This window comes from Pelomonas caseinilytica (assembly GCF_021353235.1).
Classification (GTDB): Bacteria; Pseudomonadota; Gammaproteobacteria; order Burkholderiales; family Burkholderiaceae_C; genus Pelomonas; species Pelomonas caseinilytica.
Window position 1 is genome coordinate 73,895 of record NZ_JAJTWT010000012.1, and the last position, 15,674, is coordinate 89,568.

19 protein-coding genes are annotated in these 15,674 nt (G+C 72.0%); 5 read left to right on the forward strand and 14 right to left on the reverse strand.

The window, feature by feature from the left end; translation table 11 throughout:
• Positions 1 to 181 precede the first annotated feature (181 nt).
• The gene (locus LXT12_RS22490) at positions 182 to 1,453 is read left to right on the forward strand and encodes a Glu/Leu/Phe/Val family dehydrogenase (protein WP_233394542.1); all 1,272 of its coding nucleotides are present in this window, start codon (positions 182 to 184) and stop codon (positions 1,451 to 1,453) included.
• A 401-nt stretch (positions 1,454 to 1,854) separates the two neighbouring features.
• The gene (locus LXT12_RS26975) at positions 1,855 to 2,679 is read left to right on the forward strand and encodes a hypothetical protein (protein WP_304622782.1); all 825 of its coding nucleotides are present in this window, start codon (positions 1,855 to 1,857) and stop codon (positions 2,677 to 2,679) included.
• A 203-nt stretch (positions 2,680 to 2,882) separates the two neighbouring features.
• Here LXT12_RS26975 and LXT12_RS22500 read toward each other — a convergent pair whose 3' ends face one another.
• Positions 2,883 to 3,326, reverse strand: coding sequence for an OsmC family protein (locus tag LXT12_RS22500; protein ID WP_233394543.1), 444 nt, complete (start codon positions 3,324 to 3,326; stop codon positions 2,883 to 2,885).
• A 127-nt stretch (positions 3,327 to 3,453) separates the two neighbouring features.
• Here LXT12_RS22500 and LXT12_RS22505 point away from each other — a divergent pair, with 127 nt between their 5' ends.
• Positions 3,454 to 3,684, forward strand: coding sequence for a hypothetical protein (locus LXT12_RS22505; protein ID WP_233394544.1), 231 nt, complete (start codon positions 3,454 to 3,456; stop codon positions 3,682 to 3,684).
• Positions 3,685 to 4,123: 439 nt separating this feature from the next.
• On the opposite strand, the gene LXT12_RS22510 is transcribed toward LXT12_RS22505, so the two are convergent.
• The 4 genes from LXT12_RS22510 to LXT12_RS22525 are packed head-to-tail and all read right to left on the reverse strand — an operon-like array spanning position 4,124 to position 7,147.
• Positions 4,124 to 4,639, reverse strand: a complete 516-nt coding sequence (locus tag LXT12_RS22510; RefSeq protein ID WP_233394545.1) for a RidA family protein — start codon at positions 4,637 to 4,639, stop codon at positions 4,124 to 4,126.
• Between the two features lie 44 nt (positions 4,640 to 4,683).
• Complete coding sequence (locus LXT12_RS22515) at positions 4,684 to 5,118, reverse strand: c-type cytochrome (RefSeq protein WP_233394546.1); 435 nt, start codon at positions 5,116 to 5,118, stop codon at positions 4,684 to 4,686.
• On the reverse strand, positions 5,115 to 6,713 hold the full coding sequence (locus tag LXT12_RS22520) for a flavin monoamine oxidase family protein (RefSeq protein ID WP_233394547.1): 1,599 nt from the start codon (positions 6,711 to 6,713) through the stop codon (positions 5,115 to 5,117). Before LXT12_RS22520 ends, LXT12_RS22515 begins: the two co-directional genes overlap by 4 nt.
• A 44-nt stretch (positions 6,714 to 6,757) precedes the next feature.
• Positions 6,758 to 7,147, reverse strand: coding sequence for a c-type cytochrome (locus tag LXT12_RS22525; protein WP_233394548.1), 390 nt, complete (start codon positions 7,145 to 7,147; stop codon positions 6,758 to 6,760).
• Between the two features lie 339 nt (positions 7,148 to 7,486).
• Between LXT12_RS22525 and LXT12_RS22530 the strand changes: the two genes are divergently transcribed.
• Together LXT12_RS22530 and LXT12_RS22535 are read left to right on the forward strand one after the other, a co-directional pair.
• Complete coding sequence (locus tag LXT12_RS22530) at positions 7,487 to 8,047, forward strand: DUF2242 domain-containing protein (RefSeq protein WP_233394549.1); 561 nt, start codon at positions 7,487 to 7,489, stop codon at positions 8,045 to 8,047.
• Positions 8,048 to 8,275: 228 nt separating this feature from the next.
• Positions 8,276 to 10,021, forward strand: coding sequence for a M14 family metallopeptidase (locus LXT12_RS22535; RefSeq protein ID WP_233394550.1), 1,746 nt, complete (start codon positions 8,276 to 8,278; stop codon positions 10,019 to 10,021).
• 4 nt (positions 10,022 to 10,025) lie between these two features.
• Here LXT12_RS22535 and LXT12_RS22540 read toward each other — a convergent pair whose 3' ends face one another.
• The 9 genes from LXT12_RS22540 to LXT12_RS22580 all read right to left on the reverse strand — a co-directional run bounded on the left by LXT12_RS22540 (position 10,026) and on the right by LXT12_RS22580 (position 15,613).
• A complete protein-coding gene (locus LXT12_RS22540) occupies positions 10,026 to 10,667 on the reverse strand; it encodes a glutathione S-transferase family protein (RefSeq protein ID WP_233394551.1) in 642 nt (213 codons plus the stop codon).
• A 27-nt stretch (positions 10,668 to 10,694) separates the two neighbouring features.
• The gene (locus LXT12_RS22545) at positions 10,695 to 11,966 is read right to left on the reverse strand and encodes an RNA polymerase sigma factor (protein ID WP_233394552.1); all 1,272 of its coding nucleotides are present in this window, start codon (positions 11,964 to 11,966) and stop codon (positions 10,695 to 10,697) included.
• Between the two features lie 211 nt (positions 11,967 to 12,177).
• Positions 12,178 to 12,657: a VOC family protein gene (locus LXT12_RS22550; protein WP_233394553.1), complete on the reverse strand. Its 480-nt coding sequence runs from the start codon at positions 12,655 to 12,657 to the stop codon at positions 12,178 to 12,180.
• 54 nt (positions 12,658 to 12,711) lie between these two features.
• Complete coding sequence (locus LXT12_RS22555; protein ID WP_233394554.1) at positions 12,712 to 13,116, reverse strand: VOC family protein; 405 nt, start codon at positions 13,114 to 13,116, stop codon at positions 12,712 to 12,714.
• Positions 13,117 to 13,124: 8 nt separating this feature from the next.
• Positions 13,125 to 13,526, reverse strand: coding sequence for a VOC family protein (locus LXT12_RS22560; protein WP_233394555.1), 402 nt, complete (start codon positions 13,524 to 13,526; stop codon positions 13,125 to 13,127).
• A gap of 14 nt (positions 13,527 to 13,540) precedes the next feature.
• Positions 13,541 to 13,984 (reverse strand): SRPBCC domain-containing protein, encoded by a 444-nt coding sequence (locus tag LXT12_RS22565; RefSeq protein WP_233394556.1) that lies wholly within the window; start codon positions 13,982 to 13,984, stop codon positions 13,541 to 13,543.
• Positions 13,981 to 14,523 carry an SRPBCC family protein gene (locus tag LXT12_RS22570; RefSeq protein ID WP_233394557.1) on the reverse strand — a complete coding sequence of 181 codons (543 nt, stop codon included), beginning with the start codon at positions 14,521 to 14,523 and terminating at the stop codon, positions 13,981 to 13,983. Before LXT12_RS22570 ends, LXT12_RS22565 begins: the two co-directional genes overlap by 4 nt.
• Positions 14,524 to 14,533: 10 nt before the next feature.
• Entirely contained in the window at positions 14,534 to 14,938 is a 405-nt protein-coding gene (locus tag LXT12_RS22575) for a YciI family protein (protein ID WP_233394558.1), read from the reverse strand.
• Between the two features lie 327 nt (positions 14,939 to 15,265).
• On the reverse strand, positions 15,266 to 15,613 hold the full coding sequence (locus tag LXT12_RS22580; protein WP_233394559.1) for a YciI family protein: 348 nt from the start codon (positions 15,611 to 15,613) through the stop codon (positions 15,266 to 15,268).
• Positions 15,614 to 15,674: the final 61 nt, after the last annotated feature.

Consider the following 15,674-nt stretch of genomic DNA (forward strand, 5'->3'; position numbering starts at 1 on the left):
GGGGATGGTATGCGCAGGCCCTACCCCTCCCGCCGCCGACCGGGCGGGGCGTGAAATCTGCCCGCCGGACCCACGCCATGCACGCCTTGCATGAGCGCATACGCACTTGGCTAGACAAGCGCTGGCAGGCCGGGCGGGCTTCGCGCTACCGTTCGCCCCACTCAAAGTTACGGAGCATTACATGCCCAACCTGTCCTTTGTCTCGCCCACGCGCAACAGCCCCTGGGGCACGTATCTGTCGCAGATCGACGCGGTCGAGCCCTACCTCGGATCGCTGCGCCGCTGGGTCGAGACACTGCGCCGCCCCAAGCGCGCCCTCATCGTCGACATCCCCATCGAGATGGACAACGGCACCATCGCCCACTATGAAGGCTTTCGCGTGCAGCACAGCCTGACGCGCGGCCCGGGCAAGGGCGGCGTGCGCTACCACCCGGACGTGACGCTGGAAGAGGTGATGGCCCTGTCGGCCTGGATGACCATCAAGAACGCCGCCGTCAACCTGCCCTACGGCGGCGCCAAGGGCGGCATCCGCCTGGACCCGGCCCTGCTGTCCATGAAGGAGCTGGAGAAGGTGACGCGCCGTTACACCAGCGAGATCGGCATCATCATCGGCCCCAACCAGGACATCCCCGCGCCCGACGTGAACACGAACGGCAAGATCATGGCCTGGATGATGGACACCTACTCGATGAACACCGGCGCCACGGCGACCGGCGTCGTCACGGGCAAGCCCATCGAGCTGGGCGGCTCGCTGGGCCGCGTGGCCGCCACCGGCCGTGGCGTCTTCGTCGTGGGGCGTGAGGCCATGCGCCGCCTCAACATCGAGCTGGACGGCGCCCGTGTGGCCGTGCAGGGCTTCGGCAACGTCGGCTCCATCGCCGCCAAGCTGTTCGCCGCCAACGGCGCCAAGATCGTCGCCGTGCAGGATCACACCGGCACCATCGTCAACGCCAACGGCTTCGACATGGCCAGCCTGCTCGAGCACGTGGCCCAGACGCGCGGCGTGGCCGGCTACAAGGGCGGCGAGGCCATCGCCAACGACGAGTTCTGGGACGTGAAGAGCGACGTGCTCATCCCCGCCGCGCTGGAGGGCCAGATCACCGCCGAGCGCGCCCAGCGCCTGCAGACCCGCCTGGTGCTCGAAGGCGCCAACGGCCCGACCACGCCCGACGGCGAGGCCGTGCTGGCCGACCGCGGCATCGTCGTCGTGCCCGACGTCATCGCCAACGCCGGCGGCGTGACGGTGTCCTACTTCGAATGGGTGCAGGACTTCTCCTCCTTCTTCTGGACCGAGGACGAGATCAACGTGCGCCTGGACAAGATCATGATCGGCGCCTTCAAGCACATCTGGGAGACGGGCGAGCAGCACAAGATCCCGCTGCGCACGGCGGCCTTCACGGTGGCCTGCACGCGCGTGCTGCAGGCGCGCGAGGAGCGCGGCCTCTATCCCTGACCGGCCCCCTCGGCCCACGCGCATCCAGGCCCGCCCCGAGACGGCCGCCCTGCGCGAAGCCCTCCTCAAGGAGCTGGGCCTGGAGATGCCTGCTTGGGCCGCGAGGCCGCCAGTGCTCCGGCAAGCTGGCACGCCTCCTGCTTTTACTTGGTAGTCAAAGTTGTCTCCTCCATCCTCCCGGATGGGTTCATGCCCCGACCTGCATCAGGTCGGGGCTTTTTTTCGCCCGGCGGGCCGGCGCGGGCCAAGGGCCGCACCAAATTGAGCCCACGGTGGCGTGCACGATGCACCTGGAGCGTGAGCGGCGGCCCCCGGCCCCCGCAGCCGATCGCGCATCTTGAGGATGCGCCCGTGCCCGCCTCGCGACAGCATGGGCGCACGACTGGACGGAGGCGAACACCATGGGCGCAGACGGCGACAAGGCGGTACCCACGAAGGGGCTGCTGGACTTCCTCGACACCAAGTTCGGCTTCTGGCTGGCCACGACGGTGCTCATCGCCGTGTGGACCTCGGGCTACACGGCCCTCGACCGCTACCTGCACAAGGAGGACGCCGAGAAGCTCCGCACCGCCGAGGCCGCCCGCCGCGACATGGACGCCGTGCTCAAGGTCGTGCCCCTGCTCTTCGCGCCCGAGAGTGGCCAGCAGGATCTGGGCGTGAAGCTGCTGCTGTCGCTGCGCGACAAGAAGGCCATCGAGGAAGACAGCCTCGCCCTCGTGAAGGCCGTGCTCGACGAGCGCGTCACGGCCGGCAGCGGCTCGGGCGCCAGCGAGAGCGAGCGCCGCCAAGCCGCCACCATCCTGAAGGCCGAAGACAGCGCCCGCGTGGCCGCCATCGCCAACCCCGCCGCTGCCTCGGCCCCGCCCACCGCCACCGCGCCGGCGCGCCAGCTCAACGACGCCGCCCTGCCGGTGCGCGTCTACCTGCAGATCGGCGATGAGGCCGACCGCGACGCCGCGCGCAAGCTGCGCCAGGCCTTGTCCGACGCCAACGTCATCGCGCCCGGCATCGAACTCGTCGACGCCCGCCGCACGCCGGCCCGCAGCGACCTGCGCTACTGCGACGGCAAGCTCGACCCCGACGCCCTCGCCCGCGTCGACCGCGCCCTGCAGCAGCTGCACCTGAGCGCCGACCACAAGCCCCTGGCCGCCAGCACCTGCGAGCGCGTGCGCTACAACCACGTGGAAGTCTGGCTGCAGCGCGGCATCGCCGCGCTGGCGGGCTGACGTGCGGTCTTCCATTCCGCGTTCGCGGCACCCGCGACGCATGAAACGGGGGTATTGCGGGCCGAGCGCTGGGCCGCTCCCGAGCCGGCCCGCGCCGGCGATGCGCTTGCGGCTCAATGCCGCAAGCATCGCCGCCCCCGCGGGGGGCGGACCAGACACGCGCCGCGTTCAGCGCGCGGGGTTGGGCCGGGGGCAGTGTGATCTCACCCCTTGAGCACGGCGCCCGTCGAATCCAGCACCCGCAGCGTCACCGTGATGGCCGACGCCACGCTCTGCGTCACGGTGCAGAAGTCCTCGAAGGTGTCCAGCACGCGCTGGATGTGGCCGAGCTCGCCTGCCGGCCTGCCCAGGTGCAGGTCCACCACCAGCTCCTGCACGCGGTTACGCCCGCGCTCATTGCGCGCCACCAGGGCCTTGACCTCGGTCCGCAGCGGCGAGGGATCGTCCTTGTACTTCTGGCAGGCGAACCACAGCGACGCCGACAGGCAGTTGCCCACCGCCGAGGCCAGCAGCTGCACCGGATCGGGCCCGAGGCCCGCGCCGATGGGCGGCGGCTCGTCGGCCAGCAGCACGGGCAGCTCGGGGGCGTAGTGGTGTTCGAACTGGTAGGCCTGGCGTTGGGTCAGGGTGACGGTGGGTTGGTCCATGAGGGGTCCGGTGCGGATGTGGCCGAGGCCGATGGGACGGCACTGTATCGAGTTGGTCGTCGGTGGCAGGATGGCGTCGACGCAAGACTCGTCGGGCCTCCCCAAGGCTGACCCTTCGCAGACCTCCATGACCCATCCGCTCTACGGCCTTCTTGCGGACCTTGAAGCCGCCAATATCCATTTCGTTCTGTCGCGTCGTCGGCCCGACAGTGTGCTGGTCTCGATGACCTTCGTCGGTGAGCGCGTCGAAGTCGACGTGTTCGACGATGGGCGCATGGACGTCAGTCGCTTCAAGGGAAGCGAGGACGTCGTGGGCGATGAAGACCTGGTCCGTCGAATCATCGCGGAGCGCGGTTAAGTTCGAAACCGGCCAGGAGCGGTCGGCTGCGAGCGTCTGCTGACGCTTCCTGCGTGCGGCCGGATGGCAGTGGGACGCGGGGGAGCGCAATTGCTACGTGTCCCCCGGGCCGCTGCGCGCCCCTCCTCCTTTACCTTCGCAATTGCGCTCCCCCGCATCCCACTGCGGCACTGTTGGGTTTCCTCGACGAATAGGCCGGGCGTTGCGCAAGCGGGCAGTGGGGTGGGCCTGATGCGCAAGTAAAGGAGGAGGGCCGCGTAGCGGACCGGGGGACATGGAGCATCAGGCCCGCCCCGCTGCCCGCGACCATCCCGCCGGAAAGTCCGCTTTGGGTGGCATCGAGCCCGCAGCGCACGACCTGCGCCAACGTCGGGTTTCCAGCGTCGAACTTGGTGGAGGCGAATGTCCCAGATGGGTCGACAGCCGTCTATCCACCCCCTCACCTCACCGCCATCACCTCAATCTCCACCAACCACCCCGGCACCACCAGCCCCGCCACCTGCATGACCGAGCGCGCCGGCAGATTGGGCTGGGCCGCGGTACCGAAAAACTCGCGGTAGGCGGCCATGAAGCCGTCGAAGTCCATGCGGCCGGCCTTGGCCGGGTCGCCGACGAGGAAGACCTGCATCTTGACCACGTCGCCCAGGCCCAGCCCCTGCGCCTGCAGCTGGCGCTCGATGGCCTTGAGCACGCCCTGGGTCTGCGTGCGCGTGTCGCCGTAGGCGGCCAGGCTGCCGCGTTCGGCCTTGTCGTCGACCACCGGGGGCACGACACCGCTGAGCAGGACGAGGGCCCGCCCGGCCGGCACCTCGACGGCGCTGGCGATGGGAAAGGTGGAGCCCGGCGGGCGGTGGCGCAGCACGGGGGCCGGGTCGGCGGCGTGGGCCAGGGGCAGCAGGGCCAGGCCGGCCAGCAGGGCGGCCACGGTCGGGGCGAGGGACGGGGTTAGCAACATGGCGGTCTCCTGGGGCGGGCGGGAGCGTGGGGGAGGGTGGGCAGTCAATGCGACGCGGCGTTCGCGGGCGGCGGAGGCGGCGGGCGCAGGGCGCGCACCTCCTCGGGCGTCACGCGGGCCGCGGCCTCGTCCAGCCCGCCGAAGCGCTGCCGCACGTGGCTGGCCACGGCGGCCACCTGCTCGTCGCTGAGCTGCCGGCCGAAGCCAGGCATGGCCTTGTTGCCGTTGACGATCATGTGCAGCAGGTAGGGCGTGGTGGCCAGCTTGGGGTTGCCCAGCAGCGCCGGGTAGGCGGCGGCCCCGCGGGCGCCGCGGCCGTCGGGCATGTGGCAGGCGGCGCAGAGGGCGCCGTAGAGCGCCGCACCGCCGTGCTGCTCGAAGCGCCAGCCGGACGAGAAGCGCGGCTCGGCCGCGGCGGGTGGCTGCGCCAGGGCCGGGGCCAGGGCGAGCAGCAGCGTCAGGGGCAGCAGGCGTTTCATGAGCGCACCGCCCCGGACGCTTGCAGGGCCGCCTCGTGCAGCTGGGCGACGGCATGCCGGGCCGAGAGCACCGCTCCTTCCTGCCAGGCCGGCAGCAGCGAGGCGTGTTCGCCGGCCAGGATGAGGCGGCCGTCCATCTTCAGCAGGGTGGGGAAGTGGCGGGCGCGCGTGTCGGGGCTCCAGGCGGCGAAGCAGCCGAGCGTCGTCGGCACGCGATGCCAGCCAACGGCCATGCCGTGCTCGAACTCGTCGCGGACTTGCGGGTGGACCTGGGCGTCGAAGTCCAGCGTGGCGCGGATGCGCTCCTCGGGCGAGAGCGCCGTGAACTCCAGCGCCTGGGTGCCGAAGGCATAGGCGCCCAGCAGCACGCCCTTGCGGCCATGGAAGCCGTGGCTGGGGTAGGCGATCAGCCGGTTGGGCAGGCTGGTGCTGCTGATGCCGCCATAGATGCCTTCGTCCTCCTCCCAGAAGCGGCGGCGGAACTGCAGGCCCACCTTGGCCGCCGGGAAGTAGGGCACGGCGTCGATGGCCTCGCGCAGCGCCGGGCTCACGCGCATCTCGGTCTGCGACAGCACCGACAGCGGCAGGGTGCACACGCACCAGTCGGCCCGCGCGACCTGGACCTGCGCCGCGCGCTCGCGCGGGGCGTAGCGCACGCTCACGCCGCGCCCGTCCTGGTCGACCGAGACCACCCGCACGCCGTGGCGGATGCGCGGGCCCACCGCGCGCGCCAGCGCCTGGGCGATGCGGTCCATGCCGCCGACGGGCTGGAACAAGGGGCTCTGGTACTCGAAGGCGGGCGCCAGTTCGATCTGCTCCAGCAGGCCGCTGCGCAGCAGCTCGGGCAGGCTGTGCGCGGGCGCCTCAGGCGCCTGCGCGAGCACACCCTGGCCGGCAAAGGGCTCGTGGCCGCGCCGTTCGGCGCTGGCGCGGTAGCGCAGCTCGCGGTCCAGCGCGCCTTGCTGGCGCAACACCTCCAGCAGGCGTTCGCGGTCGGCGGCGTCCAGGGGCTGGTCCAGCGCGGGCTGGTTCACCAGCTTGGCCAGCAGCTCGTCGACGTCGCCCTGGAAGTCGGCCACCAGCTCGCGGCGCCGCTGCGGCCGGCCGCCGAAGGCCTGGGGGTGGTGGACCCAGGCGTTGTCGTTGTGCTGGATGAAGGGCTGCAGCGCCACGCCGAGCTGGCGGCAGTAGTCCAGCACGCCGTGGTGGTGGAAGGGGATGCGCCAGGGCCCGGGGTTGAAGTACTGACCCGCGTCGAAGCGGCAGTGCTGGGTGGCGCCGCCCAGCTCGGTGAAGCGGTCGCCGCCGCGCAGCGTCCAGCAGCGGCCCCCGGCGCGGTCCTGGTACTCCAGCAGCTGAACGGCATAGCCGGCGCGCTGCAGCTCCAGCGCCGCCACGAGGCCCGCCACGCCCGCCCCCAGCACCAGCACCGACTGGCCGTGCGGCGCGGGCGACAGCCTGAAGCCCGGCCTCGCCGGCGAGGCCTCGGCCAGGCCCAGGGCGCAGAGGGCGCCGTAGGCCGCGGCGCTGCCGCCGCTGCGTGCCAGGGCCCGCAGCCAGCGGCGGCGGGTGAATTGATCCGGAGATGGAGCCATGGGCCGCGACGTTAGCAAGCGCCGCCGCCCTCGGCCAGCACCGCCTACTTCGGTGCGTCCAGCGCCAGGATCCAGCTGACCAGCTGCCGGGCGTCGGCCTCCGTGATGGCGACGGCGTTGGGCGGCATGGCCAGGCCGCTGGCCTGGCCCTTCCAGTGGCTGTTGTAGGGGTTGGAGCCGACCATGACGGTGCGGGTCAGTTGGTCCTGCGCGCCAGCCACGCCGCGGTAGCGGGCGGCCACGTCGCGCCAGGCGGGGCCGACGGGCGCGAGGCCGTCCGGCCCCTTGCCGCCGGGCTCGACGTGGTGGCAGGTCATGCAGCCGCTGGTGGTGGCGAGCTTGAGCATCGCGGCGTCGGCGGGCGAGGGCGCGGCGAGCGCCGGCCCGGCCGCCACCGACAGCGCGGCCAGGGCGAGAAGAAGGCGAGTTTTCATGGGATGTCTCTCCGTGGACGAGTGGCTTTCGAGACGAGGCTAGTGAGCGCCGCATGGCCCAACCTTGACACCCATCAAGCCCGCCGACGGAATTGCCATCGTGGAACAGCCCCATGCCGGCGCCGCAACGCCGCCGCTCCAGCGTGGAGCAGCGGCCGGGGCCTCGCTGTCACGGCCTGGAACGGCCCGGGAGCGCGGATTGCCGCAGCCGCCGACGCCCGAAATGTCGGCTGCCCGTCATCGGCGGGCGCGGTGGCTGCGTTGCAGTGGGCTGCCCGCCGCGGGCGGCCCGAAGGCTGCCAGCAACATTGCGCCACACGAGGACGGAATAATCCCGCCATGCATTGCATCCGCTTCCTAGCCATCCTGTCGGCCCTGTCCGCAACGCTGCTGGCCGGCTGCGGCGCCCTGCCGTCCCTGCCGGACCGGCCCCGCAAGGCCGTCTACCAGGGCGAGACCTTCGCCGCCGAGGAGACCTTCTCGCGCCTGTTCGACGCCAATGTGGACGACACCTGCGAGGCCGCCCGGCGCGCCCTGCTCAGCCAGGGCTACGTCATCAGCAAGGCCGGCGGCGGCCTGGTGCAGGGCGCCAAGAGCTTCCAGCCCGAGGGCGAGGTGCACGTGGAGATCGGCTTCCACGTCGTCTGCGTGAGCGACGGCCCCAAGCAGCAGGTGGCCACCGCCTACGTCAGCGCCCAGCAGGACCGCTACGCCCTCAAGAAGAACCCCCAGGCCGCCAGCCTGGGCGTGAGCGCCCTGGGCTCCATCTCGGTGCCGCTGTCGTCAACGCAGGACTCCCTCGTCAAGGTGGCCTCCGAGACCATCCCGGCCGGCGAGTTCTACGACCGCTTCTTCACGCTGATGCAGCGCATGCTGCGCGAGAACGCGGCAGAGCATTGAGTGCCCCCGGCCCAGTCCCGCGCGCTGAACGCGGCGCGTGTCTGGTCCGCCCCCCGCGGGGGCGGCGATGCTTGCGGCATCGAGCCGCAAGCACATCGCCAGCGCGGGCCGGCTCGGGAGCGGCCCAGCGCTCGGCCCGCAGTACCGCCATGGAAACTGAAGTGGAGCCGTGGCCAAGAGCCGAATAATCGCGGCCTTTCGCCCCGATGCGGCCCGGCCGCGCTGCCCATGCTCCGACACCTGCTCCCCTGGCTGGCCCTGGCGGCCGGCCACATCGCCGCCGCCGCGCCGCAGCCGGCGCTGTCCACCCTGGCCGAGCGCAGCGGCTTCGCCGAGACCGGCCGTTATGCCGAGGTCGGCGAGCTCTGCCGCGATTTCGCCCGCGCCCATCCGCGCAAGGTGCGCTGCACCGAGTTCGGCCGCACGCCCCAGGGCCGGCCGATGTGGGCCGTGGTGGCCAGCCAGTCCGGCGCCCTGACGCCCGAGGCGGCCCGCCGCGCCGGCCTGCCCGTCACGCTGGTCCAGGGCGGCATCCATGCCGGCGAGATCGAGGGCAAGGACGCCGGCTTCCTGGCCCTGCGCGAGCAGCTCGCCCGGCCCGGCGCGCTCAAGTCCCAGGTGCTCGTCTTCGTGCCGGTGTTCAACGTCGACGGCCACGAACGCTTCGGCGCGTGGAACCGGCCCAACCAGCGCGGCCCCGAGCGCATGGGCTGGCGCGTCACGGCGCAGAACCTCAACCTCAACCGCGACTACATGAAGGCCGACGCGCCGGAGATGCAAGCCATGCTCGGCCTGGTGCGCACCTGGGACCCGCTCGTGGCCGTGGACCTGCACACCACCGACGGCGCGCAGTTCGAGCATGACGTCGCCGTGATGGTGGAGCCCGTGCACGCGGGCGACGCGGCGCTGCGCGAGGCCGGCCGGGCCTGGCGCGACGGCGTCATCGACGCCCTGGCCGCCCAGGGCGCCCTGCCGCTGCCCTTCTATCCCTCCTTCGTGGAGATGGACAACCCGGCCAGCGGCTTCAAGGAGACGCTGCCGACGCCGCGCTTCTCGCACGGCTACTTCCTGCTGCGCAACCGCCTGGGCATGCTCGTCGAGACGCACTCCTGGAAGGACTACGCCACCCGCGTGCGGCTGACGCGCCAGTCCGTGGACGCCGTGCTCGACCAGGTGGCCCGCCACGGCCGCGACTGGCTGCGCGCGGCCCATGCGGCCGACGCCCGGCCACCCGCCGAGCTGGCGCTGACCTGGCGCACCACCGACGAGGCCCGCGACATCGACTTCCGCGGCTATGCCTACACGCGCTCGCCCAGCGAAGTCTCTGGCGCGTCGATGACGCGTTATGACGAGACGCGGCCCGAGGTCTGGCGCGTCCCGCTGCGCGACCACGTCGTGCCCGACCTGGTGCGCGCCGCGCCCCGCGCCGGCTACCTGGTGCCGGCCGAGCACGCGGCCTGGGTGGGCGAGAAGCTGGCCCAGCACGGCGTGCGCTTCGAGTGGCTGGCCGCGCCGCGGCCCGGCCTGGCGGTGCAGGCCTTCCGCGCCACGGCCGTCAAGCGCGATGCCGCCACCACCGAGGGCCGCCAGCGCATGGTCCTGGCCGGCGCCTGGGCCGGCGAGACCCGCGACCTGCCGGCGGGCAGCCTCTTCGTGCCCATCGCCCAGCCGCTGGCCGCCCTGGCCATGCAGTTGCTGGAACCCGACGCGCCCGACTCGCTGGCCGCCTGGGGCCGCTTCGCACCCGCCTTCGAGGCCAAGGAGTACATGGAGCCCTACGTCGCCGAGCGGGTCGCCCGCGAGCAGCTCGCCGCCAGCCCCGCCCTGCGCGAGGCCTTCGCCGCGCGGCTGCGCGACGACCCGGCCTTCGCGGCCGACGCCCGGGCGAGGCTGGACTTCTTCTACCGCCGCAGCCCGAGCTGGGACGAGCGCCTCAACCTCTACCCGGTCCTGCGCGTGGACGCGCGGCCGTGAAGCGTCAAGGCCGGGTGTTCACCTCCAGCTGCGCCGCGAAGGCGCGCTGGTAGGCCGGGCGGGCCTCGCCGCGGGCGACGTAGGCGGCCAGGCGGGGGAATTCGGCCAGCACGCCCGAGGGCCGCAGGCGCAGCAGCACCGACACCATCATCAGGTCGCCGGCGCTGAAGCCGCCGTCCAGCCACTGGGCATCGCCCAGCCGGGCGTCGAGCTGGCCGAGGCGGGCGCGCAGGCGCTCCAGCACGAGAGGCAGCCGGGCCGCGGCCCAGGGCTGGTCGGCCTCGTGGATGCGGGCGGTGACGAGGTCGAGGATGGGCGGCTCGACGGTATTGAGGGCCGCGAACATCCAGCTGACGGCACGGGCCCGCGCTCCGGCCTCGGCGGGCAGCAGGCCGGCGTGGTGCTGGGCCAGGTGCAGCACGATGGCCCCGGTCTCGAACAGCACGAGGCCGCCCTCCTCGTAGGTGGGGATCTGGCCGAAGGGGTGGAGGGCCAGGTGGGCCGGCTCCTTCATGGCGCGCAGCGACACCAGGCGCACGTCGTAGGGCTGGCCCACTTCCTCGAGGGCCCAGCGCACGCGGGTGTCGCGGGCCAGGCCCTTGCCGCCGTCGGGCGAGCGGTCGAAGGCGGTGATGGTGATGGTCATGGCAGTTTCCTGTGAAGGGTCGGCGGGTCAGCTGGCCAGGCGCCGGGCGCGGGCCAGCAGCAGCTCGCGCTGCGCTTCGTTCTCGGTCAGCTCGGCCGCGCGCTGGTAGGCCTCGCGGGCCTCGGTGAAGCGGCCCAGGCGTTCGAGCACGTCGGCCTGGGCGCCGGCGAGGAAGGGGTAGCGCTTGAGCTGGGGGTCGGCGGCCAGGGCGTCGAGCAGGGGCAGGGCGGCGGCCGGGCCGGCGGCGAAGCTGACGGCCACGGCGCGGTTGAGGGCGATGACGGGCGAGGGATTGAGGGCAAGCAGCCGGTCGTAGCCGGCGACGATGGCGGCCCAGTCGGTGTCCTCGGGCCGCGCGGCCCGCGCATGGCAGGCGGCGATGGCGGCCTGCAGGGTGTAGGGCCCCGCGCCGCCGTCGGGCGCGGCGCGCTCCAGCGCCAGCTCCAGGGCCTGCAGGCCGCGCTGGATGAGCAGGCGGTCCCAGCGGCGGCGGTCCTGGTCGGGCAGCAGCACGGGGCGGCCCTGGGCGTCGAGCCGGGCGGGCAGGCGCGAGGCCTGGATCTCCAGCAGCGCGGCCAGGCCGTGCACCTCGGCCTCGGCGGGCAGCAGGTGCTGCAGCTGGCGGGCCAGGCGCAGGGCTTCGTCGCACAGGGCGGGGCGCAGCAGCTGGGCGCCGCTGCCGGCGCTGTGGCCCTCGTTGAAGATGAGGTAGACGACGGCGAGCACGGCGGCCAGGCGCTGCTGGCGCTCGCCGGCGCCGGGCAGCTCGAAGGCCTGGCCGTTGAGGGCCTTCTTGGCGCGCACGATGCGCTGGGCCACCGTGGCCTCGGGCACGAGGAAGGCGCGGGCGATCTCGGCCGTCTCCAGGCCGCCGAGCAGTCGCAGCGTCAGGGCCACCTGGGCCTCGCGCGGCAGCACCGGATGGCAGGCGATGAAGATGAGGCGCAGCAGCTCGTCGCCGATCTCGGCCTGGTCGCGGGCGGCGTCGAGGTGGTCGACGAAGTCGGGCACGACGTGGGTCTGCGCCGCCTCGTCGTCGGCGGCCAGCGCTTCGTGCTCGCGGTCGAGCATGGCGCGCCGGCGCAGCCGGTCCAGGGCCTTGTGGCGGGTGGTGGTCATCAGCCAGGCGGCAGGGTTGTCGGGCTGGCCGTCGCGCGGCCAGGTGTCCAGGGCCGCCATGAGGGCGTCCTGGGCGCAGTCCTCGGCCTCGTCGAGGTCGCGCAGCAGCTTGGCTGCCGCGCCGACGAGGCGGCTGCGCTCGATGCGCCAGACGCCGGCCGCGAGTTCGGCATGGCTCACGATGACGTCAGCCTTGCGGGCCGAGCGCCGGGCCGCTCCCAAGCCGGCCCGCCGTGGGCGATGTGCTTGCCGGTCGAACCGGCAAGCATCGGCGTCCCCTCGGGGGCTTCGGCCGGACGTGGCGAGTCCTGTGGACTCGCCTCGCCTGCCGAAGCGCTGCGGACACTGTCTGCAGCGCGGTCCCGGCCAAGGTACTCCTTGGACGAGGGGCTCATGCGTAGGCACGCTTGAGCGCGGCGATGTCGATCTTTTCCATCGCCCAGATGGCCTGGAACACGCGCTGCACGCGGGCCGGGTCGGGGTCGCGGATCATCTCGAACCAGGCCGCGGGGATGACCTGCCAGGACAGGCCCCAGGCGTCCTCGACCCAGCCGCAGGCCTTGGGTTTGCCACCCCGCGCGGGCAGCTGCTCCCAGAGGTGGTCGACCTCGGCCTGGTCCTCGCAGGCGACCATCAGCGAGAAGGCCTCGTTGAGCTTGAAGTGCGGGCCGCCGTTGAAGGCCGTCATCTGCTGGCCGAGCAGTTCGAACTGCACGACCATGACCGTGCCGGCCGCGCCGGGCGAGTTCTCGCCCCAGCGCTGGGTGTGCAGCACCTCGCCGCTGCCGAACACCTTCAGGTAGTGCGCCACGGCATCTTCGGCGCCCTTCTCGTACCAGATGAAGGGGGTGATCTTTTGCTGAATCTTCATGTCGGTCTCCTGTTCGAAACGGTCCGGCGCTTCAGCGCCGGAAGTGGGGGTGGGTCAAGCCTGAGGAGGCATGCCGCTCATGTGGACGAGCTCCCAGTGGTGGCCGTCCAGGTCCTCGAAGCCATGGCCGTACATGAAGCCATAGTCCTGCGGTTCGCTGGGGATGTGGCCGCCGGCGGCGCGCGCCTTGGCGACGAGGGTGTCGACCTCCTCGCGGCTCTCGCAGCTCAGGCAGACCCAGCCCGTGGTGGCGGTCTTGGGATCGACGAAGGCCTTGGAGGTGAAGGTCTTGGCGAAGTCCTCGGCCAGCAGCATGGCGAAGAGGTTGTCGCCGAGGATGAGGCTGGCGCCCTTGTCGTTGGTGAACTGGGGGTTGAAGGCATAGCCCAGGGCCTCGAAGAAGGCCTTGCTGGCCGGGAGGTCCTTGCAGGGAAGGTTGACGTAGATCTGCTTGTGCATGGTGTTTCTCACTGGGGTTTGACCAGGGGTTGGACGAGGTGGATGAGGTTGCCGCAGCCGTCCTCGAACATGACGGCCTTGATCGGCCCCATGGTCTCGGGCTCGCCGCGCACGGCGACGCCGCGATCGCGCAGCGCCTGGGCCTCGGCGTCGACGTCTTCGGTGACGAAGGCGGTGCAGGGGCGGCCGGATTCGTAGAGCGTCTTCTGGAACAGCGCGGCAGCGTCGAAGCCGACGACGGATTCGAGCTGCAGCTCGACGCCGTGCACGCCCTCGGGCGACACGACGGTCAGCCAGCGGTATTGGCCCATGGCGATGTCGGCCATCTTCCTGAAGCCGAGCTTGCCGGTGTAGAAGGCCAGGGCCTTGTCCTGGTCGTCGACGAAGACGGTGGAGATCTTGATCTGCATGGCGGTGCTTTCGGTCAGGTGGGGGTCTCGGCCAGGGCCTTGAGGCGTTGCAGGGCTTGCGGCCAGGTGGTTTGCAGGAAGTCGGTGAAGCCGTCGTCCCAGCTCTGCAGCTTCACGTCCAGCCGCGTGCCGCCTGAGGGCGTGGCGCGAAAGCGGTAGCTCTCGAAGGCCGGCTCGCGGTGCAGGCGGCTGTCGGGCAGGGGGCGGCCGTCCTTGATCTCGCGGACCAGGCGCAGCGTGAGCCGCTCGTGGGGCACGTTCTCGTCCACCACCGCCTCCATGCCGAAGCCCTTGGGGTCGAGGAAGCGCAGCCGGCGGCCGGCCTCCCAACTGCCTTCGTAGTAGGAGCCCTCGGCGAAGGCGCTGGTCCAGTCGCGGTAGGCCAGGGGGTCGAACATGCAGTCCCAGACCCGCGGCACGGGCGCGGCGATGTCGATGCCGAATTCCAGGTCCTTCATGGCTGGCCTCCTTCGGCGAGCTGGCGCAGGTTGTGCAGGCCGTCCTCGAAGTCGCGGCCCACCATCTTGTCCATGTCGATGAACACGCCCATCAGCTTGCTCATGAAGTTGGCCGTGCCGTGCATGCTCCAGCGGACCTCGGTGGCGCCGTCGGCCGTGGACTGCAGGGCGAACTCCGCCTGGTTGTGCGCCTCGAAGGGCTTGACGAAGTCGAGCTTCATCTGCACGGCGCGCCCGGGCTGCACGCCGGTCACCTCCAGGCTGCCGGTGCCCACCTTGTCGCTCTCCCAGAGGTAGCGCGAGCCGATGCCGCTGGCCGCGCCGTCGTAGCGGCCCTTGATGAGGGGGTCCTTGCGCTCGTAGGGGTTCCAGCGGTTGAAGCCGCGCAGCTCGCCGACGAGGGGCCAGAGCTGCTCGGCCGTCGCACCGATGCGCAGCCGCCGCTCGACGCGGAATTCGTCGGGCCGCGTCGCGGCATAGGCCAGCAGCATGAAGACGGCCAGCCCTAGGCCGATGAAGATGATGGAGAGGTTGTTCATCGCGGCCTCCTCACTCGGTGGGCAGGGCCATGTCGCCGCCGGGGGCGAAGTCGGCGTCCTCGTACAACGGGCGCACCTCGATCTCGCAGGGCGTCCCCGGGAAGGGGTTGGGGAAGCGGCTGGCCCAGGCCCGGGCCTCCTCGGCCGAGCGCACCTGGATGAGCGTGTAGCCGGCGATCAGCTCCTTGACCTCGGCGAAGGGGCCGTCGACGACTTCGCGGCGGCCGTCGAGGTGGTAGCGCTGGCGCCAGCCGTCGCGGCTGGGCCGCAGGCCGGCGCCGTCCAGCAGCACGCCGGCACGCGCCATCTCCTCATGGAAGGCGCCCATCTCCTCGAAGAGCTTGGCGTACTCGGGGCCGGGCGGTTCGCCGCGCTCGCTCACGGCGGTGGCGCGGACCTGGATCATGAATCGCATCGTGGGTCTCCTGGTTGGCGAGGCGGCGGCTTTCGCGGCCTTCATTCCCACGACGATCCTGGCGAGCCGGAATCGACAGACTCCGGGTAACTACCGAGTCATCGCCAACATCCCGGGCCGAGCGCCGGGCCGCCCCAAGCCGGCCCGCCTGACCTTGCGGGCGGCTCGATGCCGCCCGCAGGGCCGTCCCCCAGGGGGCTGAGGCCGGACACGGCAAGTCCTGCGGACTTGCCGTGCCTGCCGAAGAGCAGCCGCTCTGTCGGCTGCGCGGTCTGCAAGACCGGCCGGGTCCGCCCGCGTCCAGCGCGGCGGACGCGGACGAGGGGCTCACAGATAGCAGGGGCCTACGCCTCGGATCTCCACGGTCGCCCACTCCGCCGCGGGGCAGCGCTCGGCCCAGGCGAGGGCCACCTCGGGGTCTTCGGTGTCGAGCAGGAAATAGCCCCCCACCATCTCCTTGGCCTCGGCGAAGGGCCCGTCCCAGACCTGGGCGCCGCCATCGCGCTTGGACAGGCGCCGGGCCGCGGAGCCAAGGGAGTTCACGCCCAGCAGCAGGCCCTCGCGCTGCAGTTCGGCGGCGAAATCGACCATGCGCTGGTAGACGACCTCGCCCGCGGCGCGCCCGCGCTCGGCGCGCTGGCCCAGGGGTTCGACGATGAGCAGCATCTGGGGCATGGCGCAGTCCGTTCGGTCCGTGGCGAGGCCGGCATTCTGGCCCGACGCGGCGGGATGCGGC